Origin of the sequence: Marilutibacter chinensis (assembly GCF_021725675.1) — a bacterium.
Taxonomy (GTDB): Bacteria; Pseudomonadota; Gammaproteobacteria; order Xanthomonadales; family Xanthomonadaceae; genus Marilutibacter; species Marilutibacter chinensis.
In genome coordinates, this window is sequence record NZ_JAKJPO010000003.1 from 349,603 (window position 1) to 374,663 (window position 25,061).

Sequence of the window (25,061 nt, forward strand, 5' to 3'; positions counted from 1 at the left end):
CGCGGGCTTGGCGGCAGGTTAGTTTCATCATATATTTCTGTCAAGACAGAAATTTCTGAAGAAGGAGCATGGACATGCCCGCCCGCGAGATCCCGCGCCCCGTCCAGGAGGCCCCACCAGAAAGTCCCCGCGTGCTGGTGCTGGGCGGGGCCGGCTTCATCGGCCGCCACGTCGTCGCCGCCCTGCGCGAACGGGGAATCGAGGTCAGCATCGGCAGCCGCCATCCGCGCCGGCGCCAACAACGCGACCGCGCCGGAGGCGTCCGTTATCGCCAGGTGCGGATGGAGCGGATGTGCGACGCCGAGGATTGGCGCGAGCCGCTCGCGCAGGTCGATGCGGTGGTCAACTGCGTCGGCATCCTGCGCCCGCGCGGACGCGAGACCTACGACCGCGTCCACCATCGCGCACCGGCCGCGCTCGCCGCGGCCAGCGCGGCACGCGGCCTGCGCCTGGTCCATGTCTCGGCGCTCGGCCTGGATGGTCTGGTCCGCAGCCGGTTCCTGCTTTCGAAGCGCGACGGCGAAGAGGCGTTGCGCGCCAGCGGTGCCGACTGGCACATCGTCCGGCCGTCGCTGCTCGATGGCGAGGGCGGTTTCGGTGCCCGCTGGATCCGTCGCGTCGCGCGCTGGCCGCTGCACCTGCTGCCGGCCGATGCCTGCGGCCGGATCGCGGTGCTGGACGTCCGCGATCTCGGCGAGGCGATCGCGCGCCTGGTGCTGGCAAGCGGCGGCGCCGATCTGCCGCGCGAGCACGATCTCGGTGGCCTGCTGCCCTGCACCCTGGCCGAACACATTGCGGCCATGCGCCGCCTGCACACCGACGCACCCGCGCGGGTCCTGCATGTACCCGGCTGGCTCGCCCGCCTGGCCAGCCATGCCTGCGACCTTTTGCACCTGACCCCGTTCTCGTACGGTCACTGGGAACTGCTGCGGCAGGATAATTGTCCGCGCAGCAACCGCCTGCCGGAGCTGCTGGGCCGCCCGCCACGCGCGGTCGGCGCGCACCGGCCACCTCCCGCCCCGTTTCCCGCCCCCGGAGTCCATGCATGAGCAGTGCCGACCTACCCCACGTCGTGATCGTCGGCGGCGGCTTCGCCGGCCTGTGGGCGACGCGTGCGCTGGCCCGGGAGCGTGTCCGCATCACCCTGATCGACCGCCGCAATCACCATCTGTTCCAGCCACTGCTGTACCAGGTCGCGACCGCCGGCCTTTCGGCGCCCGACATCGCCGCGCCGCTGCGCCACATCCTGCGCCGGCAGCGCAACGTCGAAATCCGGCTGGGCGAGGTGGTCGGGATCGATGCCGATGCGCAGGCGGTCACGCTCGGCGACGACGGTCAGGTCGGCTACGACTATCTGCTGCTGGCCAGCGGCGCGACCCATGCCTATTTCGGCCACGACGCCTGGGCCGCGCACGCGCCGGGACTGAAGTCGCTCGACGACGCGCTCGGCATCCGCCGGCGCCTGCTGATCGCATTCGAGCGGGCCGAGGCTGCGGACGATCCGGACGAGCGCGCCGCCTGGCTGAATTTCGCCATCGTCGGCGGTGGCCCGACCGGGGTCGAGCTGGCCGGCACCCTGGCCGAGATCGCCCGCCATACGCTGAAGGACGAGTTCCGCCGGATCGACCCGGCCGAGGCGCGGGTGCGTCTGGTCGAGGCCGGTCCGCGGGTACTGGCGTCGTTTCCGCCGGAACTTTCCGGCGACGCCCGGCGCAAGCTGGAGAAGCTGGGCGTGGAGGTCGTCACCGGCCAACCGGTCGAGGCGATCGACGACGCGGGCTATGTCCTCGCCGGCGAGCGGGTACGGGCGCGCACCGTGCTGTGGGCGGCCGGTGTCGCCGCCTCGCCGCTGGGCGCCCTGCTCGGCGCGCCGCGCGACCGCGCGGGTCGGGTCCGGGTCGAGGCCGATCTCAGCGTGCCGGGGCGACCGGATGTGTTCGTCGCCGGCGACCTGGCCAGCGTCGAGCAGGATGGCCGGCCGGTGCCCGGCGTCGCGCCCGCGGCCAAGCAGATGGGCGCGCACGTGGCGCGGGCGATCCGCGCGCGCCTGGCGGGACGGACGCCGCCGGCGTTCCGGTATCGCGACATGGGCAATCTCGCCACGATCGGCCGGATGGCCGCGGTGGTCGACCTGCACGGCTTCAAGCTGAAGGGCATGCTTGCCTGGTGGTTCTGGCTATGGGTGCACGTGCTGTTCCTGATCGGCTTCCGCAACCGCCTGCTGGTGCTGATCAACTGGGCCTGGGCCTACTGGAGCTACCAGCGCCACGCGCGGATCATCTTCGGCCGCCCCGACAGCGACGACCCCGGCCCGTGAATGCACGCGTAGGAGCGGCATAAGCCGCAACGAGGCTTCCGATGAAGGCCCAGCCCCCCTGACTCAGGGGCGATTCGCGCCGCAGGCACGAATGGGGGTGTGGAGGCGCAACGGCGGTGCCCATGGTTTGCGAAACAGACTTTGGGGATTGCCGAGCGAAGCCTGGGGATCGCGGCTCACGCCGCTCCTACGGGCACCTGCGGGCAATCGCACGCGACGAACGCCGGAAACGAAAACGGCCCGGAACCGGGCCGTCGTCGTGTTGCTGCGGCGTCGCGCTCAGGCGACGAACAGCGCCTTCATCTTCTTCAGCGCGTTGGCCTCGATCTGGCGGATGCGCTCGGCCGAGACGCCGTACTCGTCGGCCAGCTCCTGCAGGGTGACCTTGCTGTCGCCGTCGAGCCAGCGGCGCCGGATGATGTCACGCGAACGCTCGTCCAGCCCGGCCAGTCCCTCGCGCAGCAGCTGGAGCTGGTTGTCCTCCTCGTCTTCGCGCTCGTACAGCTGCGACGGGTCTTCGGCATCGGTGCGCAGATAGGCGGCCGGCGACGGCGGCGCACGGTCGTCGTCCTCGTCGGCCGGCGCGTCGAAGCCGACATCGCGGCCCGACAACCGCGACTCCATCTCCAGCACCTCGCGCTCGGAGACGTTGAGGTCGGCGGCCACCGCCCGGACTTCCTCGGCATTCAGCCAGCCCAGGCGCTTCTTGCTCTTGCGCAGGTTGAAGAACAGCTTGCGCTGCGCCTTGGTCGTGGCGACCTTGACGATGCGCCAGTTCTTCAGGATGAACTCGTGCATCTCGGCGCGGATCCAGTGCACCGCGAAGCTGACCAGGCGCACACCCTGCTCGGGGTCGAAGCGCTTGACCGCCTTCATCAGCCCGATGTTGCCTTCCTGGATCAGGTCGCCCAGCGGCAGGCCGTAGCCGTTGTAGCCGCGTGCGACGTGCACCACGAAACGCAGATGCGAGTGCACCAGCTCGCGCGCGGCGTCGAGATCCTCTTCGTCGCGGAAGCGGCGGGCCAGGTCTTGCTCGTCTTCGGCACTCAATACCGGGATCTGGTAGACGGCACCGATATAGGCGTCCAGCGACCCCAGTGCGCTGGGCACCGGCAGGTTGTTGGCGATCAGGGCGGTTGACGTGGGAGTCTGGGTCATGGTGGGCATCTTAGCAGTCGCGTGTTACGACTGCTAAACCGGCTGGAAGTTCAGTCCGTTGCATTCATGGAACGCAGCGCCCGTTCAGGTTCGGCTGTCGAGTCCACCTAACCCTGTCAGCAAGTCAGCTAACCATGTCAGTGGGCACGTAGCCGTGGCAGTCCCGTCATCACCTCACGAAAAAATCAATACAAATCAATAACTTGATGTCACACCTCAAGCTCACATGCCCCGCAGCATCGTCTGCATGTGCCACTCCATCGAGTTCCGCTGGTGGGCCCCAAGCCGGGGAATGACCACCTCCTGCCACCACGCCCGCCAGGATGGCGACGGCAGGGCCGGCCCAGGCGGGAACAGGGACCCAAACCGCTCCATCCCCAGCAGGGTCCGGACCACGAACATCAGGTAGGAACGCCGCCAACGGACGCAACCATTCAGACGGATCCCGTAGTCCAGGAACTCCCAGTGTCGGCGGCCAGCCCTCGGCGGAAGCGGACCGAACCACACCGACTCCGCTGTGGGACACGCCGCCATCCCGATGGGAGGCTCCCGATGCCCCACTTGATGCCGGGAGGCCAGTCTCGCCAGTTCGCGGGCTACGTTCTGGAAGGCATCAAGGTCCGAACGGAAGCCTTTGGACTCCGGCATGAGCGCCGCAGAGGGCTTCTCCATCAGTTCCTGTAGTCGGTTGAGGTAGGCAAGGGCTCGGGGAACACAGATGCCGTCCCATACAAGAGTTTCATGTGCCACCGAAGCCTCTAGCCAGGCCAACCCGTCGAGATGGCGTTGCATGAACAGAGGCACGTCCTCAACCGCGCTGCTCTGCTGATAGACCCAGCTTCGCGGCCATCGGCGCCAGCCGCCCGCATAGGTCATTTCCCAGTCGAACAGCGGCGTGCCATGCTTCCAGCACGTCGTGACAAAAACGGGGATCCAATCGTTCCGGAAGTACGGCGTTCGTCCAGCCACCAAGTCTTCCTGAAAACAGACTGGGCAGTAGGCGTGTCGCTGACGTTGAGCCAGAGTCCACTCCATAAATCCTTGATGCGCTATCAGTGGTGCCGTCCAGTTCGAAACTGCTTCCGAAAGTCGTTGTTCCAGCATCGATGACGGCTCGAGATCGACATCGCGGCGCTCCAGCTTCGACCAGTTCTTGCCCGTCAAAAGTTCCTTCAGCAAGGTCGATGCTGGCATTGCGTAGAACTGTGCGGCCCGTGACAGAAAGGACGACATCGACTCACCGGGATACGGCGAGTCGATGCGCAGGCGAAGTACCTTCGCAGCCATGTCAAGTTGCGTCCATCGACGGACGCAATCCACATGCAGCCGGACGTGTCACGGCATCCTTGAGGTGAGCGAGCGTAATTTTCTCACTGCCGTCGACGATGGCAGCCAACGCAGCGTTCTTCACTCGGGTGACGATTTTTTCCAAAACACCTTCACCAACCTTGGCCAAGAACTTGACCTTGTCGTCGCTGGCCAGTTTGGAAGCAGCTTTCAATGGCAGCAGTTGTTCGTAGGCTGCCAAGAAGTTCGCCAATGTGTTATCCGCCTTCCAGGCAGGCATCGCGAGTTGAGTAAACCGCGCCTGCAGGTGAGGATCGGCGCTGAATCCTTGACCCGCTTTTTCGGTACCGAAAGCGATCACCGGCAACCGCAACTCGTTCATGAGGAGCTTGATGCCTTCCAGCGCACGCTGCTGCTCCCGTTCGCTGCCCAGCAGCACATCCTGCACCTCATCCAGAATCAACAACCGGCAGTCGACATCGCGCAACAGGCGCTGGACGAGGAGTTCGCGATCACTCAGACGGTGCGAGATCCGTGCGGGGCTCCCCAACTCCTCGAGGATCCGGCCATACAGCGAACGGGCATCCCGGATACCGCTGATCGAAGTCCGCACGACACACGGCTGATCCGGATCGTCGTAGGCGTGGAACCGGCGGTGGATCAGATTGGCGAGGCAGGTCTTTCCGTTGCCCCGCCCCGCACAGACCACCAACCCACGTGCGCGGGTCTGGCGCGGTTCATGCACCATCCACTCCGCCTCGGTCAGGACACGATCCATGGACGGGTAGTGAATCATGCAGTCCTTGATGATCATCGCCATCCTGTCACGGAGCGAAGCTTGGAGCGCCTGCTCGGCCACGGGATGCAAGCGCCCCTTGGGAGCGGGCGCTTCCAGAAGCCGTGCGACTGTCGCAACACCAGTCTGCAACTCATTTGCCTGGCCTTGGGCATCAAATGTCATAGTCGATTTCCTCAATCTCGTAGGGGATCGGCGCTCCACTGAGCACAGGGGTTTCGTCGATGCTTTCGGTCTTGACCACGAGACTCGGGCATGAGGTATCTCGGAAGCGGTCACCAGCCGCGGCCGTCGCATCTCGACGCACTTTCTTGAGCGAAGCCTTCGTCTCCTTCAAAAAGCGGTTGTTGCGCAAGAGGCTTGCGTCCGCCTGTTCAACCAAGGTGGGGTCATTGCACGTCGCCTGCTCATGCTGACGACGGGCGGACCACTCGGCCAGGGAGATCGCAGACACGCCCGGCGTGGTCACGCCGGCCTTGACCAGCACCCCGCCGGGGGTACGCACGTACACGTAGGTGATGTCACGCGGGTCGTAGTGCACCAGGACCGATTCGCGCCGCCCCACCCAGGGGGCGAGCGCGTTATCCCAGTACTGCAATCGATGGATCTCCACCCCTGTGCGTTTCAGCACTCTGCTTTCTGCGGGCAGAAAGCTGGCCATGAACTCAAGAGGGTCGTGCACCATTATTCGCCCTCCTGCTGCGCCTTCATCGCCTGATCCCAAGCCACCTGTGGCGGGATACGCAGCATCCTGTGCTCACGGAGGTGATAGCGCCCCAGCAACTGATCCACGAACCAGCGGCGCACTTCGCTGAGCGTAAACGTCGCATGCTTTTGTGGGTCGTAGTCGCCTTTGGCCTTGACCGAGTTTTTCGTGGTGCCTGGCAGGAGGTGGCATTGCCCCACCATCGTCCCGATCAGACGCTCGATCGTGCCGCCATAGTGCGGGCTGCCAACCGGTCGATAGCTCAGCTGGATGCCATGCTCCTCACATCCACGCTGGAACGCCATTGACTGGAAGTCCCTGCCGTTATCGACCCAGATTTCCTTTGGCACTCCGTGCATCGGCCAGTCCAGCGGCACGCCGAATTCCTCCGCGGGGTTCTTCCGCGAAACCGCGTGCGTCAAACACAACGAAACCGACAGGATGCTGGGCGGCTCGAAGCCGATGTGAATGCCCAGCACACACCGTGTACATACATCGATCACTACGGTCAGCCACGGACGGCCGATATACGTACACAAGGGGTCGTCCGAGCGGGCGAACACGTCCATGGGCGTGTGGTCAATCTCGACCCGCTCCAGCGGTCGAACAGCTTCGACGTGCCCAGGCATTGGCTCGAAGGCATATTTGGCCCGCTTGGCGCCCTCACGACGGCGCATGGCGTCGCGGCCCATGATGGCATCAACACGTTTCTTGACCGTCGCCTTGGCCGGAGGTTTTTTGCCGACTGCGCGACAGTCCGCAGCAACAAGTTCGTGCAGCGCTTGCACCGTCGATCGCTCGCGCTGCAAATAGTCGGAATCAATCCTGTTCGCGATGATGCGCTCGACCTCTGTGTCGAGGACTGTTGTGCCCAGTGCTCGACCGCCCACGCGCCGAGCCATCTCGCTCACGGTCCGATGGCGGAGATAGTCCGTCAGCAGACGCCAGACTTGGCGGGGACTGATGTCCAACTTGCGCGCCGCCACCTCAACCGCTCGCGACCTTCCCTTTCTGAGGTCAGCCACTTCCCGGATAGCTTTGGCACGCGTCCGAGCCATTTCCCAGACACCCGCTTCGATCTTGGTCAGCGACGTATCCCCAAGGGCATCGGCCGAAGTAACCACGGGGATCAAGGCCGAGCGCTGCACCTCCATCACCCCGTCGATACCGTCCAACTGGATCACAGCACTGTCATGCCGTGCCAGTTCCTCAATGTGACCAATCCGGCCCTGGTACATGACCCGGCTACCCGGCTTGAGATCATGCGACATGGCGCACCTCCGGGGTTTCGGGCGACAGATCCCAGTCGGTCACGAGCACCACAGGGCACTTGCAGGCCAAGCGCAGGGCAGCCACTTTGCGAACCAACATGGTCTCGCTGCGAATGCTGCGCCAGAGTGGCTTGACCTCGACGTAGGTGCGCAGCCCGAAGCCAAGCTGAGCCAACTCAGGCGGAACCTCCGACAACTCGACCAGGAAATCCGGGGTATAACGTCCACGAACGCCGGCACACCGGTAATGAACGGTAATCGGCTGGGAGCGAATCGACTCGAGCTCCGGCAGCTGCGCCAAGCAGGTGATCAGCTTTGCCTCAAGCTTGGATTCGAACGCAATGGACCGGTGCCCGGGACGGACGGGGTGCCAACCCCGGACATGCCGAGACCGGGACAGAGGAATGACGCGGGCATCCGGCTGCGCACGCAGGATTTCGAACTCAGCCGGATCGACCGGCGCAGCCAACTGGCTACGCAGACGTTGCACTTCGGTGTGATAGTTCATGCTCATATGCCTCGGGTAAGGTCACCATCTCGGCGACCGTTCGGGTTTGAAGGCCTGACCCGTCGGCGGCGCGCACGCACCCGCCCGCGGCCACTTGACGTGGACACGGATCGTGTGGCACCGTATGAGCGTCGACTCGAAACGACGACTCATGAGCGCCTCCAGGCAGCTCAACTCAACAAAAGCTCAGGCGTTCCAGCGCTTGGGCTTTTGTCGTTTTGGCCTCCACATTGTTTGTCTCGCAGGTTGGACTAGGTCAGGAATGGCCTCCTTGTGAATTCGACTGGTTTGTTGGTTCCTACTGAGGCATGGCGATACCGCGCAACCACGCTGCGACGTCACGCGTTCTGGCAAACCAACCTCGCCGACCTGGTAGCGCCACCACAGGCACGGGAACCGTTTTGGCTTTGATCGCCCGTAGGAAAGTGCGCTCGCTGCTGTAGCCCAACGCCCGGCGAAGGCTTTCCCCACGCATCAGCTCTCCGTACTGAGCCAGCAAGGCGGCTTCAATTACGTCTGGCGGAAACTGTTTCATCTGCAACTAATTTGACCAATGGCAGCATCTGGCGGCCTTTGGCTGGACTTTGCAACATCTATTGGAGTACTAAAAGCCGAATAAATCGCCTATTTTGGTTTCCATTGACCGAGTCAGCTAAAAGCCGCCGCCGTAACTGGGGAAGACCACGAAGCGATCTCGCGCTTGTCCTGCGCAATCGGCTTTGGGGGCATGCTGTCTACAGTCGGGCCGGACTGTCCTGGGATGCGCTGGACACAGAACTGTTGTCGCTGGACGACGACCCCAACGCGCCACGTCCTCGGGCGTTGTGGTCCATTGCACGCTTAGGAATTGATCCGCGCTCGGAAAAGAGAACAAAGGCCGGTGTCGACCTGGTGGCCATCGCCGATGGAAATGCACGATTCGCCGGTCTTCGCGAGGTCTACGAATCACGATTGTGGCAACTGCTGACTGCGCCCCCACCCGACCCCGCGACGCTGTTCAAGATTCAAAGCGACCTACTGACTCGACTGGACCTGTACAGGTCCGACTACCCATCTCGTTACGCTGGGGCTTGGGCACTACCGGCCGAGCCCGCTTTCCGCCCATGGGAGGGCGATGCCACATGCTGGCTGCACGATCGGCTACAGGAACCGAGCCTTGATCTCATCTCGGTGCTCGTCTGCTCGTTCCGCAGCGCCATGGATCACCTCAACCTATTGGAGGCAAACTCATATTTGGTTGCTGCACGTCAGGCACTTCACTGCGCGTTGCTGTCACTCAACGCCCCTCATGACCTGACCAGCGATGTCAAAATGCTTGTCGAGAAGCGCCTCTTCCGTAACGACTGGAGCACGGTGTCCGACAGCGATTTGGAGACTGTCCGACGCAATCGACGTTCGGTGGCAGATCCTGAGTTTTCTCCCGAAGAGTCGCTGCGTCAATCACTCAACAGTGATCGATTTCTTGGCATGGTGACTCAGCCCGACAACCCCAACATCACCTTTGTTCCAGATGCCCCGATCGTGCCGATGAACGATCGCCTCCAATGGTTCAACAGAAACAAATACGCACTTTATGAGTTGTATCTACAGGCAGAGTGGGACGATGACTCCTCAACCAAGCAGCTTCGCGGAGATGAAAAGGTATCCTCTGTGGCAGAACTGATTCGGCGCTTTGGTTTGCCTTGAATGATTCCAAGCACAGAATCGCCGGCAGGCACGTCATCATGTTAGGGGTGGGAAAACCACCTGCCATTTTGGCGCTTGAGGGCTGACTCAATATTAGATCTCTCCCTCGCGCTCGGTCTTGCCCTTCAGATCGCCGCTGGTGCAACAATCGTCCTCGACATCTGCCAAGTACCTACCTGAAGCCCCGAGCACTGCCACGGTCAACAATCGCCGCAACCGATCCCGACCTTCGGCCTCTTCGCTCCCCGCCCAGTGTTCAAACAACCCCGCAACGCCTGGAAGCCGCCGCATCCGTGCATGTGTTCCAACCTTGCACTGCATGTAGTCGTCATCCTCGTACCCCATCGTCTCAATGAGGAAGCGCGGTCCACCCGGCAAGCGCAGTTCGAAATCAGGCCGGCACGCAGCCTCATCCTCGGTCAGTTCATCCAGTACCGGCTTGACCACATGCACGCCCACGCCCTTGGACTGCCAGTACACGACCTGCTCGAGCGCCAGGCGCAAGGTTCTGCGCTCAAGATCGCTGTCGACCGGTACCGGGAAGGCCTTCGAGTAGCAGGGATGAAGGTAGGCCTCGGTGGGCTCAATGCGGCTGGTGGTGGGATCTGAGGCCAGTTGTGCGATGGCCCAGAACGGCCCTATGCCAGCACCGGCTTTCTGGCCGCTGGTCTTGGGCTCACCCAGGATGCGTACAGTTGCCGTGGGACCATTCCCCTTGCTCTTGCGAACCAGGACCCAGTGGCCCTCCGGCTCTCGGCGGACACCGTCCACGACCCCGACGAACAGGCCCTGTGCGTCCTCCGGCATCCGAAACTTTGGGATCAGCTTCCGGATCTGGATACAGTGCCGCGTCAAACCACCGAGGTAGGTGCAGGTCAGGTCCCGCCATGTCAGCCCGGGCGCTTTCCTGGTATCGAGTTCATACGAATCCAAGGTCTTGAGTCGGTCATAGAGCAATCTGGCGTACCGAACTCGTGCCGGCCTTCCGGCTTCGGTCGGAGCCAACTCGACATCAGTCGGCTCAATCCGGTTGATTCCGGCTGCTTCGAGAATGGTCATGAGCAGCCGGCCCAGCCTAGGCATCCGCGGCTTCCAGCTACGATTACCGACAGGCTTCCCACCAGTGCCGGTCGAAACCCCGCGCCCGCGCGGCGTGGCCAGCAACCAACTGCCGGTGATCGCTTTCAACGGTCCGCCTCCAGCAATGGCCGGCGACGTTCGTTCGTCCATTTCGACGTAGAACGGGCAACCTGGATCGTGGGCGGTGGCCCCGAACCGATTGATGTGCAGGGCGCCGGTATCGTGGCGACGCGCGCCCATCAGGGGCGGCGGTTCCACACCTGGCCGGCATCCACAGGCCAACCAGCGGCGCCCATGGATGCGCTGCAAGATGGCAGCGGCCGTAGCTTGTTCAATCTGCGTGGAGTGTTCGCGGTTTCCAGTAAAGCAGGCGACTAAGGCCTGGGTCTCCACCGACGTCAGGAGAGTGCCGGCCTGCTCCCTCCAGTATTCGCACAAGATATTCCCGGTCATTACCGTCCCTTTCCGTGTTTGCGGGCCAACGCCGGTTGCCCGCGTTCATCGTGCAACTTGCGCACATTCCGCAGCATCGACTGATCACCGCCTTCAAGTGCCAGCCGCCCCCCCATCCCGCCACGAGCCGGATAGTGCTCTATCGTTTCAACCGGCCCGCGCGCATTTGGCCGGGATGAGCCTGCACACTGACCTTGTCGTTTGCTGGTCACTGGCTCAGTCGCCCACAAAACGGTAATCGCGTGCGGCCGACTGCGGAGCAATAGTGATGCGGCGGCAGGGCGTGTCGCGAGCCGAGAGGTCCAGCATATGAGAATACAGGAAGTGCGTGGCTAAGCACCTACGCAGAGACACCTTCCATAAGAGCCAATCACCCTGGCGGCGCATGCCTTCCTGACGCACAATCGCGGCCTGCTGCGATGCGGATATGAAACCGCCAGACATGCTTTCAGGGCCCGGAAGTATGGCAAGGAGGCTGATCGATGGACGGAGGATGCCCTCAGGTGGCTGCAGTAGATCAAGATTCTCTGAATCTGCATGCAACAAATTTCCATCCATGGCCGAGCCGTAAGCGGCTATCAGATACTAGGCAACCATAACCAACAGGCACGCTGCCTCAACCAACACGATCTACAGTCAACACCAGCACCCACAATCAGCGGGGGTACGTTGCGATACCTCAACCAAGACACGCTTGCGTTACGATAGGAAAAACGACGCGTGAGGGGGATCGTGATGGAAAGCCTGGAGAAGATGGAGCACAACGAGAATCACGAAGATCACTTGGTTCTTCGCTTCTCGCACAACGTCATTGAGCATCTCGGCCTCAAGCTTTATCAGAACAAGCTGACTAACGTTTTGGCCGAACTTGTTTCCAATTCTTGGGACGCCGAAGCTACCAGAGTCTGGATTCACCTCAGCACCAACGATCAAGGCGAGCCGAGCAGCGTAATCGTCGCCGACGACGGTGTTGGGATGGACGACTCCGTCTTGAAAAACAGTTACCTTCTGGTCGGTAAGAAGAAGCGATCGTCTAAGGCTCCGGCTGAAAAGAGCGTCTCGGGCACCCGCGACTTGATGGGCCGCAAGGGCATCGGGAAACTGGCTCCATTCGGCGTCGCGAAACAGGTTGATCTACTCACTGTCGTCAACAAGACGGCGACATGGCTGCGTTTCAACTACGACGACATGCTGCGATCCGAGGAAGGTCCAACTGCATTCTCCGAGTACGAACCCAAGGTGGTGGTGCGCAACGCTCCATTGACCGAACTCCCCCTCAGCGAAGCTGGTGATGACTCCAATCATCTGAAACAGTTCGTCAGCGACATAGAACAATCGGGAAGCGGAACGTTCGTCAGAGCGTCCCAGTTGACCATCAGGAAGAACGTCACACCAGAAACACTAATGAAATCCTTAGGACGACGGTTTACCGTAACCCTCGCGCGCCCCGACTTCGAGGTTTTTGTCAATGGGAAGAAGCTGGAGGAGAAACATGCGTTCCCAAAATGGGAGGTGCGCTATCCTGACGTTGGCAAGGAAGCCGTTACCTTCGAAACGGCCAAAGGGACGAGAACCGTGACTTGCTGGGCAGGCTTCGTCGACGAGGCCGCGTGGAGCCAGGAACAAGCCGGTGTAGGCGTATATGCACATGGGAAGATCGCTCAAGATCGACCGTTCTTCTTCGGAAACCGAGGGAACGAAATCCATCTGCGATACATGTACGCGGTTGTCGAAGCGGATTGGGTGGACGAACTCGAACGCGACACCATCTCTACCGATCGCACCTCGATCGACTGGGAAGATCCTGATTGCGTAGAGTTCTACCAATGGGGAGAACGGCGCGTAAAGGATTGGATCAATCTTTACGAGGCACATCGCAGAAAGAAGGCGAAGGAAGAAAACGAGATCATCGTCTATGACGTGCTCAAGAAGAACGAGTCTCTGCATCTTCGCGACTCGGAGAGGACTCATCTAGTCGACCTGCTTTCCGAAGTCACGCCACGCCTTGGTAAGGAGGCCGAGAATAGGGCGCGACTGGTCGAAGCCACGGCCAAGGCTTGGACCCACGAGCCCGCGAGACGCCTGATTAAGAAGCTATGGGATGAAGCGACCATGTTCGATGCAGACAGGTTCAGCCTGATCCTGTCGCAGTTGTCTGACCAGCTCGTGCCCGAAAGCCTGTCTTTGGCCGTGGTCTTTTCCCAACGCGTCTATGCCCTCTCGCAGCTAGAGCGGCACATCACGCTCGGTAAGGAGACCCAACTCCAAATGTTGATCGAACAGTTCCCTTGGATTCTCGACAGCGACTACGAAAGATTCGTGCCGAGAAAGTCTTTGAAGAAGACCTGTGAAGAGGCTGAACAGGCCGGGCTGTCCGTGGTTCGCCCAGTTCATTTGCCCACCCAGTCGGAATACACGAAGCCGGATTTCGTCTTCCTCGGCGCCACCGTAACTGGTGGTGCCGACCATATCGTCGTGGTCGAACTGAAAGGGCCGGACGACACGGCCGGGTGGCCAGAGTACGAGCAACTCAACTCGTACGTCTCCTACCTCAAGTCCCGATTCGGCGATAGCAGGGTTGAGGGAGTACTGGTGGCTCGCAGCCACGACGAAGGCGTCAAGGAGATCGCGGGCAAGACGATCGCGTTCAAGGAATGGAAGGATCTGCTGCTACGATCGCGCAAGGAGAACATGGAGCTGATCGCGGCGTTGCTCGCAGGCAACGAAGCCGACGCTCAAGATTCCAGGGTTCAGCAGATCTGTGAACTTGGCGGGGAAGCCGTCACCAGCTTCCTTGCCCAAATGAGCGCGCGCGACCCTGCCCTGCGCGAGCTGGTCGAGAAGTTAAGTGTGAAGAAGCCCATGACTTCTACCGTATTGCCCGTCGAATCTTCTGCCTATGAAGAGGTTGAGCACGAATCGGTGATTCATTTTGAAGGGAATTGAGCCGGTTGGAACGCGCAGAGCTCCCATGACCAAGCAAGGAAATGGCTCAGCACGGGCCACCCCTAACCGAAAACCTACCTATACCAGCGTTACGCCCGCGACCAGTGCTCGCATGAAAGCCGTGCGAGGTCGCAACACCGAACCCGAGTTGCGCGTACGCCGAGTACTGCACGCGATGGGATGTCGATTTCGCCTACACCGCAACGATCTCCCTGGGACCCCCGACATCGCCCTACCTCGCCACCGAAAGATTGTATTGGTCCATGGCTGCTTCTGGCATGGGCATGAAGGATGCAGGCGTGCGACGATCCCAACGAATAATGCGGATACGTGGCGCGAGAAAATCCAAGCAAACCAGTTCCGTGACCGGAGGAACATCGCGGAGTTGCGCGCACTGGGATGGGACGTACTCGTCGTATGGGAATGCGAGACGCCCGACCCAGCCCTGCTAGGGCGTCGACTGCGAAACTTTGTTTTCCAGCGCTAATCTACCGGTGGACGACCGCTTGGAGACATGGGCCGGGGATGCTTGTCGCCCAGAGGGCTTGGCGTGCTCGAAATAATCTCGGGGATCGGCGCGACCGTCCTTCTTCGCAGCATCGGCCAGTTTGGCCCAAGCCTTCACGCAGCGCTCATCGCTCATCGCCATTGGCGCACGCCCCCATTCACGCTTCAGGATTCCGTAGAGCACTTGGCCGTGCATTCGGGTGAACGCCGGCGGTACCGCTTCACCGATCATCTCACGTACGTTCGTGTGCCCAAGCCGCTTCAGAGCGTCGCCCCATTTGAAATCCGCAGGGAACGTCTGCAATAGAGAGCACTCGAGGGGGCTCAGGAGGCGGTTCTGGGTGGGATGAATCGTATTGTCGCTGCCCAAATGGCCACTGGCAGTGGTCACCGTGGCTGCCGGTTTATCCACACGCATACGCCGATAGCTGCTCTTGAATCCCTTGACCAGGCGGTATCCGCCACCCGCATCCTTCACGATGGGCCGCAGCAACGGCGAACTGCAGATCGGACACAAAACACTCTCGGGTGAAGCCTCCACGGGGCCGCAATGACGACACGCATCGTTCTCCCATGCACTACGGCCAGACGCGCTCGGAATCGCCGCGACCATGGCATATGTGCGCTCGTCCCATACCGGTACCGAATGAAATCCAGAATACTCGGCGGCGACCGCGGACTCACTCGCAGCAGCGTCCAGTGACGGCAACCCAAAACTTACCAGCGCCTCTGCCAACGTGATCGGCCGCCCCGTGCCCACGTCGACCGCATGAGTGGCTCGCGGGAACGGCACTCTGCCCAGCCGCAACAACTCCTTCAACCCAGGCAAATCTTTGCGGACGAACGTCAGGAAGGCACGGTTTCGCGATTGTGGCACTCCAAAATCGCATAGATCGGCCACCATGGGGAATGCAACGTAGTCTTTCGCCAAGGACGTTATCAGGTAGTTCGCAGCAGAAACCGGCTTCTCGTCCTTAGGGTGACGGACCTTGCGTGTCAGAAACGCGGGCACGTTCTCTACGACGATTAGCGACGGCATGAGCCTGAGCGCGACTTTAGCCACGATGGTGACCAGCAGGTTCCGTTCATCTTTCGACCCGGCATCCGCGTCGTCGTGACTTCCCTTGCCCGAGCGTGCAGAGCTCATTCCTTGACAAGGCGGGCAAGCACAAAGCAGCGCGGGACGCGCCTTGCCCGCCCGCTCCCGGTACCTCCTGATTACTTTCTGCCATGTGCGCCGAAGATCCCCTGGCACGCCTAAGGCACCAGGATGATTCAACAGGCAAACTTCCAACCGCCTTGGGTCCAGCTCCGCCATTACGTCGAAACGAAACCCGGCCTCGCGATATCCGACATCACCAGCACCGCAGTTGGAGAACAGACTCACTGCACGCAAGCGACTCACGTTCTGCCTCCTTTGACACGAGCGCGACTGAGGTCGTGGACATCGAGAAACTGTTCATGCACCTTCTTCGCTCGCAGCAGGAAGTCGCGCCAAGGTGTGCGCTTGACCTGTCCAGCATCTTTAACTTGCTTAAAAGCACGCCTGTTCGTCGAATCCCTTATTTTTTCCGAGTCGGCAACCAAGTCTATCTTCCAACCCCGATCGAACTCCTTGGCTAGATCAGGGTTTTCTTCAAAGAACCGTTCAAACGCATCAACGTAATTCAGTAGACGTTTCAAATCTTTATCGTCGAAGGCATGGTCGGCTTTTTTAATTTCAACGATGTGCAATCGACGATCCATGGAAACCAGCGTAAAATCAGGGCGCTTGTCTTCGTGACTGATTGCCAACGTAATTTGCTCCTTGTACTGCTTTTTCCAGTACGCCTCGAAAGCATTCTTGAAATGCTTGAGAGCCTGGTTCTGGGTAATCACGCTCCAAGACGGCTCGATTAGCCACGGCGCCTTGGCCAGCAGCTCCTGAAACTGGTTCTCGTTCAATGTCTCGTCAATTATGTGCTCCAACTCGTTAATGACGCGTACGCGCTGCGATGCGATCTGCGCGTACGATGCCAGTTCGGCGATTTGGGCCTTATCGAAGATATCGACCATCTGGTCGAGCGGAATATCACCCTTCGTCACCTGGTTGGAAAATTCGTGGAACGCATCCATCAGCGCCTGATGTGGGGCGACGGAAAGGATGATCTGGGAGAGATCCTCGACGTATACGTCGTCGTTCAACTCGTCTTCGGCAGCGAACCCTCCAAACTTCTTGGCAAGGTCGATCGCTACGCGCGCCACCTGCTTGTCACCGAAACGCTCGCGCGCGCGCTCTTCTATTTTCGACTTCCGTAGGAACTCGTCGCGAACCCGCGTTCGCCGCGGCTCCCGCGACTTGCGTGCGATCTCCTTGATCAGCTCCGCACCCCAGCGCCTGAGCAACTGGCCGTAGTCCGAATCCCACAGGATGTCTTGGCGGTCAGTCCTGACGAGATCCTCGCCATCGTCCAAGTCCAGCCACTCCGCTTCGACCTGCCCAACCAAGTACGAGCGCATGGCGAACTCGCCGGTGAAGCCCGCTGGTTGATTGAAGTCCCGCGTCACACCAGCGATCTTGCCGCGAGCGTAGATGCGGACACCCATCATCTCTTCGTTCTTGTACGCCTCCTTGGCCATGCCAAGCCATCCAGACACAGAAAGCTTCGAACCATCGTCGGCCAACACTGGGCGATCTGACAGATCCACCCTGGATCCGGGCAACAACGGAATGTCGAAAGGATCAACCTTAACGGGCTTCGCTTCGGCTTGCGTCGCGTCGACCACGAGAATCTTGAAATCCGGCCTGGCGAACGTAAATCTGACGGCCAATTGACGAAGAAACGTTTTGAGGTCTGGCACTCGCTTTGCAAGAAACGAAGTCAGGCGGATTTTCGTGCCGGATTCATCGCTCCATTTGCGGTCATCGCTGCCGACCTCTAATGGCACCGCCTCGTCACCATCACTGACGATCTTCTCGAAATCCATGAAGAAGTGCGTCACGGCATAGCCACGAGCTGTCTTCGGGCCACCAGCCGACCACACCTCTATGCGCCTGCAGATACCGAACGGAGCCAGCTTGCCTATTCCTTTTCGGCCCATCACTGGACGCTTCTTGTCCCGCGATTTGCTGCCGTCCTCTCCCTTGCGGGTCCTGCGATCCGCGCCCACGCGAAGATAGAAGTCTATCGCCTCCGTCGGGGTCATCCCATGTCCGTCGTCTTCGACTTCGATCACATAGCCCAGGTCCTTGAGTTGCCCCCCCGCATTGGAGGCCAGTTGTAAAGCCAGCGGAAGACGTACAGTGACTTTTTCCGCATCTGCGTCGTAGCTATTGGCGATCAGTTCAGCAACCACTGCACTCGCTTTGTCGTACAGCTTCACGCCCAGCTTGTCGACGGTGAGCCGGGAGATGCGCAGTTGATAGGGAGAATCACTGTTGGCGCTTTCCTTAACGGCAGATCCTTTGCCCTGATGGTGAGTTGGCTTGCCTGCAACCTGAACTGCACGACGAGAAGATGTATCCATCGACGCCCCCTAGATTCTCTAGGCATGGACAACGGCCGTCCTTCATCCCCGGCACATGACCATGCATACGCAACACGCGTATTGTCACATGATCGTACCCAAGTACCCGCCTGTCTACTTCGTGGCGGGGAACCTACCTATCCGCCGACAGGAAACCGTAGCTTCGCACCCAATCACGAGGCAATGAACTTCTCTGAATCGTCACAAAGGATTCTCAGCCTACGCAACAGCCTGGAGGGACACTGGTCCCACGGTGCAGTCGCAACGAGGACCAGCCATGACGATGCCAGATGAACGAACCCCGGCATTACTGTGGGTCGGCGCCTTCCGGATCGAGCTCGCACGCGATGAGCGCCTTCCAATCAGTATCAGGCAACGCGCCGTAGTCATCAGCGCGGCACTTCCCAGCCATCGAGGACATCGCGGCCATGGCCCTGTTCAGGCACTCGTCTGGGCTCGGGCTGGGGCTAGCGGCACCCAGCGAAGTCCATTTGCGGGCCGAGGATTGCCGATTCGGCCTGCTTCGTCACTCTACCCGGCTGGCATGGCCTGAGGACTGATGACGAACCCGATTGCACCCTACGTCACTGAATTTCGATGCCTTGGGCGCAAGCAATCCAAACCTTTCCGGCTCAGTACGGGTGTCACGTTCGCCCAAGTCTAGGTCACCAAACACCCCACACGGCTGGCCAAGCCAATCTCCGCCGTCATGCCGGCATTGAACGGCAGAAAGTCGGCTTCGATCCCGTCGCTGAAAATGACTCCGTGCTCGGCCATCTGCGAGACCAGTTGCAGCGATTTGCCACGCGTGACCTGCCCGAACACCAGGTTGACCTGGGTCGTCCGACTCGGGAACGGCTCCCGTACGGTGAACCGCAGATAGTCCGCGTCCCAGGGGAAGCCGTGCTCGCGCATGGTTTCGATGTCTTTTCGGCGGACGTTGCCGGCAATCCCCAGGGCACCCGCCAGCAGGCTGCGGAACCAGCCGGTCGAGCCCAGCCCCGTCGACACGATCACCCCGCTGGAAGAGTGCACTTCATGCCGATTGCCGAGCCGGATTTCATAGCGGGCCGACACATGCGAGCGCGGCCCGATGAACAGGTCATTGACCGCATGAAGCTCCTGCCCGTCACTGAGCCGCGCCCGGGCCATGGAGATCGCCCGCGTCGGCCGCTTGCCTGCCAATGACTCGGAGACGATCGACGCCAAGTCTTCGATCTGGAACGGCAACAACACGCCGTCCCAGCGCCCCGGGTCGGGATTGACGGCCACGACCGGCTGACCGTCCAGGTACTTGAGCGTGTTGGCCACCAACCCGTCCTGCCCCACCACCACGACCAGTGCGTCGGGTGGAAACAAGTAAGTCGGCAGCAGACTTCGATCCAGGCGGTGGAGCCGACCGAAGCGACGCAACGTCGCCTCGGTGTGCTGGACGGCCTGCTGATAGGTGCGGTGCTCGGCCTCATAGTCGGAGAAGTCCGCCCCGAGGTGCTCGACGAAGAACCGGGCCTGTTCGACCGTGTTGTAACGGACGACCAGGTCCTCGAGGCGGGTCTTCCGGACCACCAGGACGATCCGCCGGCTCAGCGGATCCATGGCCCTAGCTCCTGGCCGGTGCCGCGGATTTGCGGGTGAGCTGCTGCAACAGATCCGGTGAGATGTTCAGTTCCCCGATCCGGTTGGCATTCTCGGCCAGCCCCTGGAAGGCCAGTGCGATCAGCGCGCTGGGATCGGCCTGGCCCACGGTCAGGGCCTGCAGTACCTTCGGATCGACGTGCTCGACCGCCTTGACCAGGGTCGACACGCCGTAGGCCCGCGTTTCGGCCTCGGTGCGGGCGTTCTCCGAACGCCGGGCCGTCAGGTCCTTGTTCTTCTCCTCCAGCGCGATCTTGCCGGCCATCTCCTGGTCCTGGATCTGCTGGCGCTTCTCCAGCACCGAGCGCTCGGCGTCCATCTGCGCCTCCCGGATCTGGCGCTTCTTGGCCTCCACCGCGATCTCGGTGTTGAGCTCGTTCTCCTTGATCGCCCGCTCCTGCTCGATCGCCGCATTGCGGCGGGCGTAGAGGGCATCGTCGGCTTCCTTGAGGATCTGCTCACGCACCTTGGCCTCCAACGCCCGCGCCGTCTCCGGATTCGGCTTGACCGCCAGGATGGCGAGATTGACCAGACTGAGTCCGAGGCTGGGCAGGGCCTGCGGTTGCCTTAGGCGCTCGGCGACGGCCTGTACCAACTCATCGCCCCCGCGCAGCAGGGTTTCCAGCGAGCGGCCCTGCAGCAACGAGCGCACCTGGACCTGGACCGCGTTGACCACACGTTGGGGCACCTTCACCGGATCCTCGGTGGCGTACTCCCCGTTCGGGTGCAGGGTGAAGTTCATCAGCTCGGCCAGGGCCTTCGGATCGGCCACCCGGTAGGTGACCTGTCCTTGAACCGTGACTTCCTGGAAGTCGCTGGTGACCTCGTGGAAGGCGAAGGGCACGTCCACGCTTTCCAGCGGGATCGAGACCAGCGACGTGTTGGGGGCGAAGTAGTAGAAGGACAGGCCGGTCCCCTCGCGCACCGCACGCCCGTTGCGGTACTGGATCAGGTAGGTACTGGGATTGGCCTTGACGTAGCGAATACCGAACATGGTGTGATTCCCCTGTCACTTGACGTTGCTGTGGGCGCGGACCTCGGTGAAGGTCCAGTCGCGGATGAGTTGGCCGTTCTCCCACACCGTTTCCATGGCGTGCTTCCAGCCGAGGGGAAGCACCATGTCCTCGACGTCGGCTACGTCGTCCGGCACCGGCACGGTCTTCACGCTGCCGTACTCGACATGCCGCAGCAGGGCCAGCCGGCCGCGCTGGGAGGTCTTGCCGGTGTCGGTGATCGGGTCCTTGTAGACGTCGATCCACTGGCCATCGACGCGCGCCGCCGAGCACTTGAGCGCGAACTTCTGGGTGTCGCGGTTGAGCTTCTGCAGCAGACCACCGCCCATGCCGAAGGCGATGTTGTCGGTGGCGTAGCCGGCATCGGTGATCCGCTCCAGGATCGCGCGGATGCTGTCAGGGTCGACGCCGTCGCCCTGGATCAGGCGAACATGGTTCAGCACCTTGTAGCCCTTGCCGTTGACCGTGCTGCCGAAGGCCTCGTCGAGCAGCTCCAGGCACTGGTGCACGACCTCGACCGGGTCGCCGGAGTCGGGGCGGATCACCACCGTGGCGCCGGACTCGATCACCTGCTGGCGCAGGGCCTGGCCCCAGTGCTCCTTGATAGCCGTGTAGATGTCGTAGCTGTCGGAGACCACCGCGACCAGGCTGCCGGGCCTGGCGAACTGCTTGAGCATGTTGGCGTAGGCCTCGACCTCGCGTTCGCGGCCCCAACTGGTGATGGTGCTGTGCTCGGCGGCCGGGATCGACACGCCGGCCATCGGCTCGTGGTAGTAGGCGCGCGCGGTGAGCACGCCGGCGACGGTGTCGGTGCCCATGAAGTTGACCAGATGGGCGGCGCCGCCGAGCCCGGCCGATTCGAGACTGGACACGCCGCGGGCGCCGAAGTCGTGCAGCTTGAACGGCAGCTGCCCCTCTGGATCGTCGCTGGTGCGTTCGAGGAAGGATCGTATGGTCTGCTTCACGTGGTAGCTGATCGTCGCCACGGTGACCGGGTACCACAGCCTCAGCAGCAGGGTCTCGAGGTAGCTGGGCAGCCAGAACGCGTCCGGATCGGTGGATTCGATCGTGACCAGCGCCTGATGGGTGCGTATGACGCTGCCCTCGGGCACGGCGCGGATCCGCAGCGGCAGCAGGCCGCCGTGCACATCGACGATCCGACGCCAGCCGGCCTCGTTGAACGGTTCGCCATGGGCGGCGAAGAAATCGCGCGCCTCGTCGACGTCGGCGTGGGTGACCGGCTTCGACAGGTATTCCTTGAGGATGGCCTGCAGGCCGAAGAACAGCGTCTTGTCGTACACGCCGCCGCGAGACTCGACGTAGAAGAACGTGGCGTCGGTGCCGGGCGGGTACTGCAGCCAGTGGCTGGCCTTGTAGCTGTCGGTATTGAGAACGAGGTTTTCGAGATGGCGCATGACGGAAGCTCCTTCACGTCGGGTGACGCCGGCGGTCTGTCCGCCGGCGGGGACGGCCGGGATCAGCCCCGGCCGAGGAAGAACTCGAGGATGTGCAAGTGGTCCTCGTACAGCTGCGGACCCATTTCGAGGGCCTCGCTGACCGGGTACCAGCGCGCCTTGTCGGCATCGTCGCCGCCGCGCACCGGCGGCAGGTCGCCGGCCGGAAAGTCGAAGTGGAAGGCGTGGGTCACGGTGCGACCACGCTGCGAGCGTTCGGGGTGATCGAACACGTGCTGCCCCTTGATCGAACCCTTGAGCACCGGCACGGGCACCTTGAGCCGGGTTTCCTCGCGCAGCTCGCGCAGGCAACTGGCAAGGATGCTCTCGTCCTGGTGAACAAAGCCGCCCGGCAGCGCCCACAGGCCCTTGCCCGGCTCGGCGCGGCGGCGCACCAGCAGTACGTGGCCCGAGTGCACGACCACCGCGTCGGTGGTGACGAAGGTCGGCGGATACGGGGCATCGGCCCAGGCCGCACGGTACTGGTCGATGAAGCGGTGTTCGGCGACCAATTGGGTGAACGCGGGCGAGTTCTTGCGGAAGGCCTCGAGCATGTCGAACACCGGGCCGGGCACATTGGCGCGGATCAGCATCAGCCCGCCGTGGCTGTCGAGCTGGTTGGCCTCGAACAGGTAGCGGCGCAACTCGGTCGCCGACAACGTGGCGGTGTGCTGCACGTCGACCAGCGGCCACTGCGGGAACTCTTGCAGGTAGTAGCTGCTGGCGTCCTTGTCCTGGCCAATCAGCCCGACCTTTGCGTCGGCCGCGCCGCCATCGGCCTTGATCGCCTCGGCGACGCTGCGCTGGACCGCGGCGACCCATAGCGCCTCGTTGTAGAGGTGGTCGCGCAACGGTCGCACGATCAGGCGCTGCTCATCGTCCGCGAGCGCGGCGCGGACCATGACCTCGCGCTCGGCGACGGTCCAGGGGTTGCGGATGGTGCGGGGGGTATCGGCAGAGCCGACCAGAAGGATCAGCTTGCGGGCCCGGCCCAGTGCGAGGCGGGCGACGGCGGCGTGGCCGTTGTGGAACGGCTCGAAGCGGCCAATGAAGACCAGGTAATCGTATTCCATGAGGCTCCCTCACGGTGGTGGTTGCCCCGGGTCTGTCCCAAGGCTCAAGTGAAATGCTACGCCTTCCGCATCCGGAGTCAAGCAACCCAAGGCTGATGCCCACGGGCGCGTATGGCTGGGTACCCGGAGTTGCCCAGCGCTGTTTCTGCAAGTGAAAAGTTACTCTGTATGTAGCTTCTCATTCGCCCGTAGAACCCGGCCCAATGGCATGAATCATTGCGGATGCAATTGTGCAGCAACCTCTTGCACAAATTCCCGACCGGGGGGCATGCGGCAACTCGAGGTTGGTTAGCCGTGTCAGATCGTGTCTCCCCCCAGAGAACTCGGTTGACCTATACATTCGTCTTGGCGCGCGCAGCTCGTCGTCTCAGGTCCGCTTCAGTGGCAGGCCGTAGCTGGATGAACTCGGCCTCCGGCACGGCACCGAACTGCTGGCAAAACGGCAAGTAGACCCGGATCTGCCAACTGTCTTCGGCTGCGTCGGCCGCAAACGGATGCAAGATCTCGCCGTCCGAATCCACCCGGTCGATGCGGAGCAACCCAGAGCGCGGATAAGGGCGTGATCTTCTCGAACGTCGATCCGCCATCATGGTCTCGATGGCTCCATGCGGATAACCGGGGTGAGCGCTTTGGCGGCGCGCCTCCAGTGCCGACCGAGTCGCATCTTCCAACGACCGATGAGCCTGCCCGACCTCGATCTCGTCGAAGCACATCTCGGGCAAGGCATAGGGCGGCCCACTGAACCATGCCTCGTCAAGATCGGGTAGCAATTCGATGGCCAGGATCGTGCGTCGGCCTATGTCGGTGCAGCGCCACCGCTGGCCCGTGCAGGTCATGAACTCAAGGCCGATCTCGAATTCATCCAGTCTCATGGGGTGTGCGGACCTCAGTGCGTTCGGAGCGCGTCCACAATCATGATCGTGCCAAGGGCACGTTCGAGTATTGCCCCAGTCACTCAATTTCGCCTTCGCGCGAAGGCAACAGGTACGCTCCATTGCAATGAAGGCAGGAGCGCGAAGCCTCCTGGTGTTCAGGATGTGTTTATCTTATCTTCTCTCGATAAGATTCCATAGCTACCAAAGCCTCATGCTCGGGGACCCCCTCTGGATCACTGCGGCCGTGGCCTCGCTTGCCGGTACTGACGCTTGTCGCCCTGCGGCCGCCCGTTGGGGTCTGCGTTGATGCAGATTCGGCCATCGCACACGATCGCATCCGAGGCAACAAACGCCTGCACAACGGGTACGGCGTTCTCGTAACGCTGAAGCTCCTCTTTGGTAGCAGCAAGCTCTCGGCGGTAGTAGCCCAACACTGCCCAGCCCACGACCAGAATCAATATGGCAAGGACAGCGATACCGCTGTACCAGGTCCATACGGTTTTGCTGGCGCCTCGCAACTGCAGCGAGGTGGTCGAAACGGCACGGTTGTACTCATCCGCCATTGGCGCGAAGGCCGCCTTGGCTTCTTCGGTGATTCTTGTCCGAGCGCCACTGACAATGCCGTTCACCCGCTGATCTACCTGGGCGACTTCGTTCTGCAGCGTCTGCAGCTTCTGATCGATCGCCGCCTGCATTCGCGCCTCGCGCTGCTCGAACTTGGCGACCAGTGCAGACAGCAATCGGGTCACTTCCTTCATTTGCTCGTTGCCGGACATGGATTTTCCAATG

21 protein-coding genes are annotated in these 25,061 nt (G+C 61.8%); 6 read left to right on the plus strand and 15 right to left on the minus strand.

Annotated elements, in window-relative coordinates; translation table 11 throughout:
• Positions 1 to 68 precede the first annotated feature (68 nt).
• Together L3V18_RS07305 and L3V18_RS07310 are read left to right on the plus strand one after the other, a co-directional pair.
• Positions 69 to 1,049 carry an NAD(P)H-binding protein gene (locus L3V18_RS07305; protein ID WP_237054016.1) on the plus strand — a complete coding sequence of 327 codons (981 nt, stop codon included), beginning with the start codon at positions 69 to 71 and terminating at the stop codon, positions 1,047 to 1,049.
• Entirely contained in the window at positions 1,046 to 2,317 is a 1,272-nt protein-coding gene (locus L3V18_RS07310; RefSeq protein ID WP_237054017.1) for an NAD(P)/FAD-dependent oxidoreductase, read from the plus strand. Before L3V18_RS07305 ends, L3V18_RS07310 begins: the two co-directional genes overlap by 4 nt.
• Before the next feature lie 279 nt (positions 2,318 to 2,596).
• Here L3V18_RS07310 and rpoH read toward each other — a convergent pair whose 3' ends face one another.
• The 6 genes from rpoH to L3V18_RS07340 form a co-directional block, all read right to left on the minus strand.
• A complete protein-coding gene (gene rpoH, locus L3V18_RS07315; protein WP_237054018.1) occupies positions 2,597 to 3,475 on the minus strand; it encodes an RNA polymerase sigma factor RpoH in 879 nt (292 codons plus the stop codon).
• A 222-nt stretch (positions 3,476 to 3,697) separates the two neighbouring features.
• Positions 3,698 to 4,762, minus strand: coding sequence for a TniQ family protein (locus tag L3V18_RS07320; protein ID WP_237054019.1), 1,065 nt, complete (start codon positions 4,760 to 4,762; stop codon positions 3,698 to 3,700).
• Position 4,763: 1 nt separating this feature from the next.
• Positions 4,764 to 5,723 (minus strand): TniB family NTP-binding protein, encoded by a 960-nt coding sequence (locus tag L3V18_RS07325; RefSeq protein ID WP_237054020.1) that lies wholly within the window; start codon positions 5,721 to 5,723, stop codon positions 4,764 to 4,766.
• Positions 5,713 to 6,243: a Mu transposase C-terminal domain-containing protein gene (locus L3V18_RS07330; protein ID WP_237054021.1), complete on the minus strand. Its 531-nt coding sequence runs from the start codon at positions 6,241 to 6,243 to the stop codon at positions 5,713 to 5,715. The genes L3V18_RS07325 and L3V18_RS07330 overlap by 11 nt, the downstream gene beginning before the upstream one ends.
• On the minus strand, positions 6,243 to 7,535 hold the full coding sequence (locus L3V18_RS07335; protein WP_237054022.1) for a DDE-type integrase/transposase/recombinase: 1,293 nt from the start codon (positions 7,533 to 7,535) through the stop codon (positions 6,243 to 6,245). Before L3V18_RS07335 ends, L3V18_RS07330 begins: the two co-directional genes overlap by 1 nt.
• Positions 7,525 to 8,043, minus strand: coding sequence for a hypothetical protein (locus L3V18_RS07340; RefSeq protein ID WP_237054023.1), 519 nt, complete (start codon positions 8,041 to 8,043; stop codon positions 7,525 to 7,527). Before L3V18_RS07340 ends, L3V18_RS07335 begins: the two co-directional genes overlap by 11 nt.
• Positions 8,044 to 8,823: 780 nt before the next feature.
• Between L3V18_RS07340 and L3V18_RS07345 the strand changes: the two genes are divergently transcribed.
• Positions 8,824 to 9,729, plus strand: coding sequence for a hypothetical protein (locus tag L3V18_RS07345; RefSeq protein ID WP_237054024.1), 906 nt, complete (start codon positions 8,824 to 8,826; stop codon positions 9,727 to 9,729).
• A 93-nt stretch (positions 9,730 to 9,822) separates the two neighbouring features.
• Here L3V18_RS07345 and L3V18_RS07350 read toward each other — a convergent pair whose 3' ends face one another.
• Positions 9,823 to 11,262: a DUF1173 domain-containing protein gene (locus L3V18_RS07350; protein WP_237054025.1), complete on the minus strand. Its 1,440-nt coding sequence runs from the start codon at positions 11,260 to 11,262 to the stop codon at positions 9,823 to 9,825.
• Between the two features lie 735 nt (positions 11,263 to 11,997).
• Here L3V18_RS07350 and L3V18_RS07355 point away from each other — a divergent pair.
• Both L3V18_RS07355 and L3V18_RS07360 read left to right on the plus strand, forming a co-directional pair.
• Complete coding sequence (locus L3V18_RS07355; protein ID WP_237054231.1) at positions 11,998 to 14,208, plus strand: ATP-binding protein; 2,211 nt, start codon at positions 11,998 to 12,000, stop codon at positions 14,206 to 14,208.
• Positions 14,209 to 14,320: 112 nt separating this feature from the next.
• Entirely contained in the window at positions 14,321 to 14,695 is a 375-nt protein-coding gene (locus L3V18_RS07360; protein WP_237054232.1) for a very short patch repair endonuclease, read from the plus strand.
• On the opposite strand, the gene L3V18_RS07365 is transcribed toward L3V18_RS07360, so the two are convergent.
• Entirely contained in the window at positions 14,657 to 16,120 is a 1,464-nt protein-coding gene (locus tag L3V18_RS07365; RefSeq protein WP_237054026.1) for a DNA cytosine methyltransferase, read from the minus strand. The two genes, L3V18_RS07360 and L3V18_RS07365, sit on opposite strands and share 39 nt — an antisense overlap.
• The gene (locus L3V18_RS07370; RefSeq protein ID WP_237054027.1) at positions 16,117 to 18,222 is read right to left on the minus strand and encodes an ATP-binding protein; all 2,106 of its coding nucleotides are present in this window, start codon (positions 18,220 to 18,222) and stop codon (positions 16,117 to 16,119) included. The genes L3V18_RS07365 and L3V18_RS07370 overlap by 4 nt, the downstream gene beginning before the upstream one ends.
• 283 nt (positions 18,223 to 18,505) lie before the next feature.
• Between L3V18_RS07370 and L3V18_RS19410 the strand changes: the two genes are divergently transcribed.
• Positions 18,506 to 18,775, plus strand: coding sequence for a hypothetical protein (locus L3V18_RS19410; protein WP_425493491.1), 270 nt, complete (start codon positions 18,506 to 18,508; stop codon positions 18,773 to 18,775).
• Positions 18,776 to 18,882: 107 nt separating this feature from the next.
• Here the strand turns inward: L3V18_RS19410 and L3V18_RS07375 are convergent, their stop codons facing one another.
• The 6 genes from L3V18_RS07375 to L3V18_RS07400 all read right to left on the minus strand — a co-directional run bounded on the left by L3V18_RS07375 (position 18,883) and on the right by L3V18_RS07400 (position 25,048).
• On the minus strand, positions 18,883 to 19,818 hold the full coding sequence (locus tag L3V18_RS07375) for a diacylglycerol kinase catalytic domain-containing protein (RefSeq protein WP_237054028.1): 936 nt from the start codon (positions 19,816 to 19,818) through the stop codon (positions 18,883 to 18,885).
• 4 nt (positions 19,819 to 19,822) lie between these two features.
• Entirely contained in the window at positions 19,823 to 20,851 is a 1,029-nt protein-coding gene (locus L3V18_RS07380; RefSeq protein ID WP_237054029.1) for an SPFH domain-containing protein, read from the minus strand.
• A gap of 15 nt (positions 20,852 to 20,866) precedes the next feature.
• Positions 20,867 to 22,285, minus strand: a complete 1,419-nt coding sequence (locus L3V18_RS07385; RefSeq protein ID WP_237054030.1) for a nicotinate phosphoribosyltransferase — start codon at positions 22,283 to 22,285, stop codon at positions 20,867 to 20,869.
• A gap of 62 nt (positions 22,286 to 22,347) precedes the next feature.
• A complete protein-coding gene (locus tag L3V18_RS07390; protein ID WP_237054031.1) occupies positions 22,348 to 23,397 on the minus strand; it encodes a bifunctional nicotinamide-nucleotide adenylyltransferase/Nudix hydroxylase in 1,050 nt (349 codons plus the stop codon).
• A 332-nt stretch (positions 23,398 to 23,729) separates the two neighbouring features.
• Positions 23,730 to 24,269 (minus strand): hypothetical protein, encoded by a 540-nt coding sequence (locus tag L3V18_RS07395; RefSeq protein ID WP_237054032.1) that lies wholly within the window; start codon positions 24,267 to 24,269, stop codon positions 23,730 to 23,732.
• Between the two features lie 236 nt (positions 24,270 to 24,505).
• Positions 24,506 to 25,048 (minus strand): hypothetical protein, encoded by a 543-nt coding sequence (locus L3V18_RS07400; protein WP_237054033.1) that lies wholly within the window; start codon positions 25,046 to 25,048, stop codon positions 24,506 to 24,508.
• Positions 25,049 to 25,061: the final 13 nt, after the last annotated feature.